The organism is Shimia sp., assembly GCF_041624275.1.
Taxonomy (GTDB): domain Bacteria; phylum Pseudomonadota; class Alphaproteobacteria; order Rhodobacterales; family Rhodobacteraceae; genus Shimia.
The window spans coordinates 1-5,808 of the sequence record NZ_JBFJVE010000185.1; the positions used below are offsets into that span (position 1 = coordinate 1).

The window sequence follows — 5,808 nt, forward strand, 5'->3', positions numbered from 1 at the left end:
CCGCCGAGATGGCGCATCAGATGGCCGAGCACCGGCCGGCCGAGGATGTCGAGCATCGGCTTGGGCATGCGCGCGGTCAGCGGCGCCATGCGGCTGCCGGCGCCGGCGCAGAGCAGCAGCGCCCGGGTGCCCGCCAGTTGCAGCGCCCGAAAGCCGGGATCGGCCAGCGCCTGCTGGCGGCTGGCGAAACAGGGCAGCGCGGCGGTCAGCGGGCAGTCGGCCAGCGCCGCCGCCACCGGGCCCCGCGCGCCGAAGAAGCCGACCCGCGTGCCGGGCCCGAAGGAACAGGCGAACTCGGTCAGCGCGGCCAGCCCCGAGCGCGCCACCTGCCGCACCCCGCCAAGGTCGACCAGCATGGCGCTGCGGCCCTGTTGCAGCATCCGGTCGCGGGCGGCGCAGAGCGGGCCCATGTCGGCCGAGGTCATCCGGTTGGTGGCGGCATGCAGGACGGTGAGATTTCCGACTTCCTCATGATTTGTGAGCACGATCAACTCCTGTGGTCAAAGAAGGCTTTGGGTGCGGGCCGGGGCGCCGGGGCAGGGGGCCGAGGCCGATGGTCCAGGCCAGCGGGCGGTGGCGCGACAGGGCGCGCACGAACAGGGCGGTGGCGGGCAGGGTCCAGGCGATTTTCACCAGTACCAGCGGCAGCGGCGCGAGCTCGGCCCCCATCAGCGCGATCCGGGCCAGCGCGATCTCGGCCAGGTCGAGAAAGATCGGGTGGCACAGGTAGATGCCGAAGGAATAGCGCGCCAGCCGCGAGAACAGGGCCGGCCAGCGGCGGTGGCCGAGGCACATGCAGAGCCCCATCAGCACCGCCGGCATCAGGAAATCGGCCCAGTAGCCGGCGGTGTGGTCGAAGGCCCATGCGCCGCTGGCGACGACCTGCGCGGTGGCGCTGAGCTTGACCGCGAACAAGAGGCCGCCCAACAGCAGCAGCGGCGCCACCCAGGGTGCCCCCCGGCCGGGCCCGAGACGCTGCCACAGGCCGAGGATCGCCGCCGCCGCCAGCCCGTAGCCGGCATAGGTGACGATCTTGGTGGCGCGCACCAGATAGGGCAGCAGATCGCTGCCCCAGAAGGCCGGGTAGATCAGCCCGTCGACCTCGCGTTTGACCAGCAGGGCGCCAAGGATCAGCAGCCCGAGCGCCGGGCGGGCGCGCGCCGGGCGGAACAGCGGGTAGAACAGCAGCAGGCCGAACAGCGTGGGCACGAAATGCATGTGGTACTTGACGTTGCCCAGGGTCAGGAAACCGAGCCAGGACAGGGGCTCGCCGAGCCGCGCCCATTCGGCCTCGAAATAGCCGAAGGCCCGCGCCTTGCCGAGCCCGTAGAAGGCGTAGAAGACGGTCCAGAACAGGAAGGGCACCAGCAGCCGGCGGGCCTGCTGCGCCAGCACCACCCGGTAACGGCGCGGCCGATGGTCGAGGGCCAGGAGCAGCAGGAAGACCGAGATCATCAGGAACAGCTCGGTGCGGGCGGAATAAAGCACCGCCCGCAGCAGCATCGGCGCCAGCCGCTCGGACGCGGTGTGGTCGGGAAAGGGCTGCCCGGCGCCGTCCACCGTGGCGTGCAGACCGACCATCGACAGCCCGGCGGTCAGCCGCAGCGCATCGATCCAGGCGTGGCGCGTCGCGGCCGGTGCGGGCGCGCCGGGCGGCGGCGGCATATGTGGTGGCGGTCCCATGGCGGCAGGGTCGTGGATTCGCCCCAACAAGCGGTAAACCCGGCCCTTGAAAGCATCTGGATTTGAAGGTTTTTCCTTCACCCTTTGTTATCGGTTGCCGCGCTAGGCTGGGGGCATGACAACCAGCGGGAGACGCCCATGCGCCCTTCGATCCTTGCCGCGATGCTGATCGCCCTTGGCGGCCTTTCGGCGACTCCGCCCGGCGCCGCCATGTCCTCGCAGGAGCTCTGCGAAAAGGTCTATGAACAATATGGCATTCGCGGCGCGGACTGCGAGGGGGCAGAGGCGGCAGCCCCTGCGGCGGCGGCGCCCGAGATCAGCGCCGAGATGCGCGAGAGCCACGTGTTCTTCTCCGCCGGCGGGGCGGGGCTTGATCCGCGGGCCGAGGCCCAGCTGGCGGTGCTGGTGGCGGTGCTCGAGACGGCGCCGATGCGCAACGCCTGCCTGAAACTGGTCGGTCATTCCGACAGCAGCGGCAGCGCCGGGCGCAACCACGAGATCGCCCTGGCGCGGGCCGGCGCGGTCGCCGAGCGGCTGCGCCGGGGGCTGGAGGATGGCAGCCGGGTGCGCGCGGTCGCCTCGGAGGGCGAGGCGCGGCCGCTGCCCGGTTTTGACGGCGCCGACCCCGCCAACCGCCGGGTCGAGATTCTCGCCCGGCCCTGTGATTGAGCGGCCAGCGGTCCGGGGGCAGGGCGGCAGAGGCAGGGCAGGGTAGAGGCAGGGCAGAGGCAGGGCGGCCCAGGCCTGTTCCTGGCCCGTTCTCGCTCCGGTTCGGGTTTGACCGGGTCTGGTCGCAGGCCCCGGCCTGGGCCGGGTCCGGCCGCGCGCCTGCCCGCCATTGCCGCCTGCTGTGGTGCCGCGATCGGGGCCCCGGGACAGGGCGGTTGGGGCGCCCCCGATGCCTCCGAAGTCCCTGACGCCGCCGAAGCCCCCGAAGCCCCTGACGGCCCCGAAACCCCGGCCCTTGTTTTCCCCGACCTCTTGTGAACCGGGCACCGCCTTGCCCCCGCGCGCCCGCGGGTGCTGCGACCTGCCCCCTTCTGTCCTTGCGCGTCTTTCGCAGTGGTCCCCTGTGCATCCCGCCGGGTTGAGGGCGGGCGGTCTTTCGCCCCCGTCCCGGACCCTGGCGCCCGCCGCCGCCGCCAGTCTGACCGGCAGGGGCATGCGGCAGGGGGCGCGCGGCAGGAGGGCAGGCGGAGACCCGCCGGAGCGGCCGGGCCGTTACCGGGCAGGGCCGGGGGCTGGCGGTGATCTGGCTGCTGGCGGCCCCCGTGGTGGCGGCGGGCACAGACGGGCACAGCCCCAGCCTCACTCGGGCACACTCGGGCAGGAAGGGTGCCAAGCCCGGGCCAAGCCCGGGCCAAGCCTGGACCAAGTGTCGACGATGAGCGCGCCACAGGGCGACGTATGGCGATTTAATGCGACCCAAGGCGGCACATGGAGCCGCATGGAACCACAGGGAGGCACGGGGAGGCACGGGGAGGCACAGGGGCCGAGCCGGCCTGCCGGCCAGGGCGCGCGGGCCGGGGTTTCGGGCAGGATCGCCGCGCTGGCCCCCGTTGCGCGGATGCCATCCCGCAGCCGTGGCTCGGAGCCTTGCGGAACGGGGTCTGCGCGCCCCGGCGCCGGGACTTGCCGCCCCGGTCCTCAGAGCCGGCGCAGGAAGTCGTAGAGATTGAGGAAATCCCCGTCACAGCCTGGTTCCCCGTTGCGGTCGCCGTTGCACTCGGGTGCGCGGGGGGCGGCGGGTGTGGCGGCGGGGGCTGCGGCGGGGGCCGGGGGCGGCGGCACCGTGGGGTGAAGCGCCGGCGCCGGGGCGTCGGAGACCGGCGCCGGGCGCATCCCGGCCGCGCTTTGCCGGGTCAGGGCCTCGTAGGTGTCGAAATCGACCCGCCCGTTGGGCAGCAGCCGCTGGTCTGACTGAAAGCGGCTGAGCGCGCGGCGGGTGGCGGTGTCAAGCTGGCCGGGCGCATGGCCCCGCAGCCGCCCCAGCGCCACCAGCATGCCTTGTGCGCGGGCGATGCGCGCGCTATCCGGGGTGGCGAGCAGGTCCCGCTCGCGGGCCTCGCTCGCACGGGCCTCGCCGGCGGGCGAGTCAAGGCAGCTCCAATAGGGCACGCCGGCGTGCCGGCCCAAGAGTTCGATGACGCCGACCTCGATCAGGTTGCGCACCGCCTGGCCGCGGCTCTCGATCCTTTCGACATAGAGCGGAATGCCGAGGGTGCCACGGCTGATCAGCCCGGTGAGGGTGCCGTCGAGCCGGCGCTGCATCACCACCATCGAATTGGCCACCGAGCCGCCGGGGATCACCCGCCGGCTGGGGTATTCCACCAGATGCATGTCGACGGTGATCACCGACAGGCTGCGGCTGCCCTTGAGATAGGCGCCGACCAGCGGGGCCCCCGAGGCGCCGTCGAAATCGCCGGTGACACCGGCATCAGCGGCCCGCTCGTCGATCTGGCTGATCGCGCCGCGAATGTAGATCTGCGGGCTGAGCTCGTCCTCCTTGCGGACGGTGAGCAGGTCGAGCTGGCCGAAATCCTTCTGCAGCGCCTGATCGAGAAACTGGTATTTGCGGCTGCCGGCATTGAGCTGGTTGATGGCGTTGATCAGCATGTCGTCGGCGCCAAGGTCGAGATCTTCGGTGCGGTCGGGAAAGCCGTTGGAAGAGATCAGCAGCGGCGGCCGCCTCGAAGTGGCGAGCAGCCGGTCCATGCAGCGCAGCGCCGGGGCGAAGCTGGTGAAATTGCGCGCCGGGCCTGTGTCAGGCTCGGCCACCGCCGGGGCGAGAGGCGCCGCGGGCCCGAGGCAGGCGGCCGCAAGGAGGCCGCAGAGCAGCAGGGCAAAGCAGATCTTGAACGGCGGCGGTTTCGGCATGAGAAGATCCACGATTGGTCCCGGGCAGTGATCGCGCCTCAGCATCGCCGAAGGGGGTTTCGGTTCGATTAAGCCGGCACCGCGCGCTGCGAAAAATCCCCGCGATACGCGCCGCCGGCGGCGTTAACCAACCTGCCGGAAAGCCGTTGCCGCCGCCGGGGTTAACCAGTTCATATTTGGTTAACCTTTGTTAATTCCGGCGGGCCCAAGGCAGATTTCGGCGGGCCCCGTCGGCAGCGCAAACCGGAGGGTGGGCATGTGCGACGGGTCGTTCCGGCGGTTCTGGCGATGACGGTGATGACGGTGATGGGCGCGTTCGCGGCGGCGGACACCCCGGCAGCGGGGTTCTCCGAGGCCTTCCTTGCGCCCTCGCCCGCCGGCTGGTCGGTGGCCGATTATGCCTTTTCGCACCCCGGTTTCGACACCGACTGGAGCCGCGAGCGGCTGGGCTGGAACCAAGGGCTTGAACTTGGCCTGGTGCCGCGCCGCGGCCCGGGCAACCGGTTTTCCGGGGCCGCGATCCGGCGCCTGAACAAATCCCATTACGGGCGCTACGAGATCACCCTGCAACCGGGGCGCGGCGAAGGCGTGGTGACCGGGTTTTTCCTGTATACCGGGCGCTATTACGGCACCCGCCACGACGAGATCGACATCGAGTTTCTCGGCCGTGACACGCGGCGCTTGCAGGCGGCCTGGTTCGTCGACGGCAAAATGCAGAGCCGCTGGCTTGATCTTGGCTATGATGCGGCGCTGGCGCCGCGGCGCTATGTCTTCGAATGGCACCCCGACGAGATCCGCTGGTATGCCGGGGACAGGCTGCTGCTGCGGATCGGCGGCGAGGAGGCGGCGCTGCCGCAGCTGCCGGGGCATCTGTTCATCAACCTCTGGGCTGCCGACCCCAGCCTCGCCGCCTGGGCGGGGCATGCCGCGGCCGACACCCGGGCCCGGGCGCGGGTCACGGCGGTCGGCTTCACTCCGCTGGCGCCCCGGGCGGCGGGGCAGCCAAAGAGAGCGATGCCGGGCGCAGCAGCGAAGACTGCGACCAGGGCACCTGCTGTCCCGCCGTCAGGCGAATGACCCGCAGCCGCAGCCCCCGCATCAGGGCCTCGATCGGCTGTGGCGGGCGGGCCAGCTCGGCGAGCAGCGCGCTGGCAAAGGGCCCCTGTGCGGCGGCGCCGTCATAGGCCGGCTGGCCGGGCTGGGCGGCAAAGGCGACGAACAGCCCGGCCGGGGCGCGCGGCGGCGGGC

General features: G+C 71.7%; 6 protein-coding genes. 2 read left to right on the forward strand and 4 right to left on the reverse strand.

Features of this window, described 5'->3' with window-relative positions:
* Together ABZD10_RS12880 and ABZD10_RS12885 are read right to left on the reverse strand one after the other, a co-directional pair.
* Window positions 1-485, reverse strand: a 485-nt coding sequence (locus tag ABZD10_RS12880) for an NDP-sugar synthase (protein WP_372887037.1), incomplete at its 3' end; no start/stop codon positions are given.
* Window positions 469-1,683 carry an acyltransferase gene (locus ABZD10_RS12885; RefSeq protein ID WP_372887038.1) on the reverse strand — a complete coding sequence of 405 codons (1,215 nt, stop codon included), beginning with the start codon at window positions 1,681-1,683 and terminating at the stop codon, window positions 469-471. The genes ABZD10_RS12880 and ABZD10_RS12885, both read right to left, overlap by 17 nt.
* A gap of 138 nt (window positions 1,684-1,821) precedes the next feature.
* On the opposite strand from ABZD10_RS12885, the gene ABZD10_RS12890 reads away from it, so the two are divergent.
* Window positions 1,822-2,352 carry an OmpA family protein gene (locus ABZD10_RS12890; protein ID WP_372887040.1) on the forward strand — a complete coding sequence of 177 codons (531 nt, stop codon included), beginning with the start codon at window positions 1,822-1,824 and terminating at the stop codon, window positions 2,350-2,352.
* A gap of 978 nt (window positions 2,353-3,330) precedes the next feature.
* On the opposite strand, the gene ABZD10_RS12895 is transcribed toward ABZD10_RS12890, so the two are convergent.
* Window positions 3,331-4,560 (reverse strand): peptidoglycan-binding protein, encoded by a 1,230-nt coding sequence (locus ABZD10_RS12895; protein WP_372887042.1) that lies wholly within the window; start codon window positions 4,558-4,560, stop codon window positions 3,331-3,333.
* Window positions 4,561-4,818: 258 nt separating this feature from the next.
* Between ABZD10_RS12895 and ABZD10_RS12900 the strand changes: the two genes are divergently transcribed.
* The gene (locus ABZD10_RS12900; RefSeq protein WP_372887043.1) at window positions 4,819-5,637 is read left to right on the forward strand and encodes a family 16 glycosylhydrolase; all 819 of its coding nucleotides are present in this window, start codon (window positions 4,819-4,821) and stop codon (window positions 5,635-5,637) included.
* Here ABZD10_RS12900 and ABZD10_RS12905 read toward each other — a convergent pair.
* The gene (locus tag ABZD10_RS12905) at window positions 5,531-5,782 is read right to left on the reverse strand and encodes a caspase family protein (protein ID WP_372887045.1); all 252 of its coding nucleotides are present in this window, start codon (window positions 5,780-5,782) and stop codon (window positions 5,531-5,533) included. The two genes, ABZD10_RS12900 and ABZD10_RS12905, sit on opposite strands and share 107 nt — an antisense overlap.
* Between the last annotated feature and the right edge of the window lie 26 nt (window positions 5,783-5,808).

Excerpts from the sequence above, each read along its gene's own strand:
- ABZD10_RS12895 (WP_372887042.1), bottom strand. The coding sequence starts at position 4,560 with ATGCCGAAACCGCCGCCGTTCAAGATCTGCTTTGCCCTGCTGCTCTGC.
- ABZD10_RS12890 (WP_372887040.1), top strand. The coding sequence starts at position 1,822 with ATGCGCCCTTCGATCCTTGCCGCGATGCTGATCGCCCTTGGCGGCCTT.
- ABZD10_RS12885 (WP_372887038.1), bottom strand. The coding sequence starts at position 1,683 with ATGGGACCGCCACCACATATGCCGCCGCCGCCCGGCGCGCCCGCACCG.